This window comes from Kluyvera ascorbata ATCC 33433 (genome assembly GCF_000735365.1).
GTDB lineage: Bacteria > Pseudomonadota > Gammaproteobacteria > Enterobacterales > Enterobacteriaceae > Kluyvera > Kluyvera ascorbata.
The window spans coordinates 1-1,958 of record NZ_JMPL01000220.1 but is presented as its reverse complement, the minus strand read 5'-3'; the positions used below and the strand labels follow the sequence as shown (position 1 = coordinate 1,958).

General features: G+C 61.4%; 1 protein-coding gene. It reads right to left on the bottom strand.

The features are described from left to right. Positions 1–83 precede the first annotated feature (83 nt). A partial coding sequence (locus GKAS_RS23240; RefSeq protein ID WP_035897891.1) for a heparinase II/III domain-containing protein occupies positions 84–1,958 on the bottom strand: 1,875 nt, incomplete at its 5' end.

Genomic DNA, 1,958 nt, shown 5'->3' with positions numbered 1-1,958 from the left:
CCCCTTGGCCCGTTCACCGGTGAAGGAACTTCATATTCCACCCAACGTAAAGTGAACGGAACATTTCACTCAACTGACATATATCAGTCTCGCCCCACGAACTCAGGCCGCAGCGCAGGATCGTCATACAGCGTCACATGCGCCACCCGCTCCCCCCGCCAGACAGTCAATTGAGTCCCAACAGCAGTATGATGCACGCACACCTCCGTCAACGGCGACTGCTTCGCCAAATCCCACACGCAGACAAAACGCGCCTGCGGCAGATGATTACGCAGCACCAGATAACTCAAATCACCGATCGCCGGATTATCGGCCTCCAGCCCCTGCCAAAGCTCACCGTCGCCAGACAGCCACAGCGCAAAGGTCTCGCCCTGATGGGAAAAGTGGCGCGGCTGACAGCCATGCAGCGGCGTGACGGTCGCGTTGCGCATCGCTTGCAGCGGGCCGCTGAGCGAGAAGGGCTGCGGTTCCCCGCTCTGGTCCAGCGCATCGGCCGCCAGATGCAGCGTCCAATCAAGCTGCTGGCGGTGCGGGTTTTCCACCGTCGACAAATCAATCAGCACATCATCCAGCCACAGCAAACGGCGGCGAAAACGCACATCGCGCCAGGACTCGACGTCCCACTCCACGCGGGTGTGGCTGTTTAGCTGCGGTGGTGGTTTCCCCCAATCGGTTTCGGTATCCAACCACAAATACTCCTCGCCCATATGCCAGCCGAGCACGTCGGAGTTGGCCGGGGGCTGGTTGGTCTGGTTGACCGTCAGCGTATTATGGGTGGCGCTGTTTTTGTAATAGTCATAGTGCATCCTGGCCCCGTAACCGGTGGTGCCGAGGTCCGGCAGCAGCCAGCCGTCGCGCTGCCACAGCATCAGGCTCTGGCGGTCATAATGATCGTGCTCGCCGCCCCACGGACTGTGCTTAATCAGCACCGCCTGCTGCTGGTGCGGCCGCCGCCACAGCGTGAGCCCGGCACCGGGTGCGTACAGCGACTGCTGCGGAATCAGATTCAGATGAGTTTCCGGCAGCGGTTGGTGACGCCAGAGCAGCGTCTCGCGCTCGTCAGGCTCTCCGGCGGTAAATTGCAGCACCGCTGCGTAGCGCGGGTCGCGCCAGATAAACCACGCGAACTCGTACAGATCCCGATGGTGCAACTTCTCCTGCCCGGCGAGGCAATCGTTGAGTCGGGGAAAGGTGCCGTCCGGCAGCAGTAGCTCGAGCGGGAAGCGCAGCATTTGCGGGTACCACGGGCCGTCAATCAGGCTCCAGCGGGTGCCGTGCGCCAGTTTCTCAAAGGCAAAGAACCCCTGAAGCGCGTAATAGTGATAGTGAACCGAACCCTCAAACCACAGACCTTCAGCTAACAGGCCGTGCTCAAGCTGCCAGCGCAGGCCGTAAGGCGCATTGACCGCGAACTCCAGCAGGCTGTCGTCCTCCAGTACAAAGCCGAGCACCCCCAGCGCCGCGCCAATTTTGACCTCGTGGTTGTGGATTTGCGGGCTGCGGTGCTCGCACAAAAACGTCGCCGCGCAGCGCAGCAGGTTTTCGCTGATATGCTGACGTTCGTCCGCCGTCAGGCTCTCGGCGATAAAGTCATAGCCCAGCGCCATATCCAGAATGCAGTTGGCTTCACACAGCGTCTGGGCGTTCATTTTACCGGGACCATTGTGCGGAATATCGCCGTGTACCGCGTAGTCCGGGTAGACATCCGCATAGCCCATCAGCAGGGTACGCACTTTATCGCGGTAGGCGGCGTTGCCGGTCAGGCGCCAGAGCAGGCCTAACTGCTGGCAGGCGCTGGCGTTACGGCCGTTCATTTCCCGCCACCAGGCACCGTCCCACGGTTCGCCGCTGAACACCTCACCGTCTACCGGACAGGCGTGGTGGTGCGGTGAGTCTGGCTGCCAGGTCAGCCGTACCCCGTGGTGCGGGCAGAAGTAGTAGAGATTCCAACTGGCGAT